This is a genomic window from Streptomyces sp. NPDC048436, assembly GCF_043200355.1.
Classification (GTDB): Bacteria; Actinomycetota; Actinomycetes; order Streptomycetales; family Streptomycetaceae; genus Streptomyces.
In genome coordinates, this window is record NZ_JBICXP010000028.1 from 1 (window position 1) to 1239 (window position 1239).

1 protein-coding gene and 1 pseudogene are annotated in these 1239 nt (G+C 70.0%); both read left to right on the top strand.

Features of this window, described 5'->3' with window-relative positions:
- Nucleotides 1-410, top strand: a 410-nt coding sequence (locus ACGFX9_RS38350) for a hypothetical protein (RefSeq protein WP_393484531.1), incomplete at its 5' end; no start/stop codon positions are given.
- Between the two features lie 56 nt (nucleotides 411-466).
- Nucleotides 467-1239 (top strand): annotated as a pseudogene (locus ACGFX9_RS38355) (asparagine synthase); the annotation flags it as partial.

The following is a 1239-nucleotide window of genomic DNA, read 5'->3' on the forward strand; positions in this document are numbered from 1 at the left end:
CAGGCCCAGACCCCGCCCGGCCGGGCCCCGCGCCCCACCTCGTGGAGGACCTTGTGCTCAAGCTGCGCATCCAACCCGCCCCGATGAGCCGCGAGGCCGACAGCTGGGCGTGGAACAGCACCCGCCTTCAATGCGGCTCGTCGTGGGTCGCCCCTCTCGACCATCCGTCCCTGGACGCGATCGCCCTTACCGACCGCGACACCGGACAGGCCCTGGTCCATGTCCGTGAGCGCGACGCCCACCGCGCGGGCGATGCCCGGCGTGCCGTCGTGGAGCTGTCCACGACCACCTTCCGCCAGCTCCGCGCGGAGCTCTTGGCCTGGCCCCTGAACTTCGTAGCCATCGACTTTGCCCCCGACGGCACGGCCAGCGTCAGGGCCGGGGAACGCGGCACCGCCCGCTGTACCTGACCGCTACCGACGGTGTGCTGCACGGATCATGGACCACGGCCGACCTCGTCAAGCGCATGCCTCGCGTGGACTTCCATGTCGCCGAGACGGCACGCCTGCTCAGCCTGTGGTTCCGCTACAGCCATCACACCTGTTTCACCGGCCTGTACCGGCTGACCGAGCGCACAACCGCCCACTACGACGGTCACGGACCGATCCGCTTCGAGCAGCCTGCCCCGGCGCTGCACTCCAAGGCCCGCGCTCTCGCCGACGACGCCGATGTACTGACCGCGTACGGCAGCATGCTCGATGCGGTGCTCGACCGGCACCTGTACGACCCGGACACCACCAGCGCGCACGTCTCAGGCGGCTTCGACTCGGCCGTCACCGGCACCCACCTGTCGCTGCGCCACCCTGAAAGGATCACTGCGTCGGCGATGCTGCTTCCGGGTCCGATGGGAGAGCAACAGCGCACACGTCGCGCCGAGATGCTCCGCGCCGGGCGCTTTCGCACAGACATCACCACGCCGGCCCTGCCCCCGCTGCACCCGGACGGGCGCCGGGCCTTGAGCGGATACGTCTATCCCTACGAGGAGCCCTACCACGAGTCCACCGCCGCCCTCATCTACCAACTGGCCGGGGCCGGTATCCGTACCGTGGTGACGGGGATCGGCGGAGACGAGGTGGTCGCCCTCACCCCCGCAGAAGCACCACACCAGCCCATCGGCCCGGGGCACGCGATGACGGAATGGCTGGGCCCTGTCGCCCGCGAGGCTCTCATGGACGTGGATGGGGGCACCTGTCCTCCCGCCGTCGTCAACGAAATGACCCTGCTCGCGATGGCATCGGC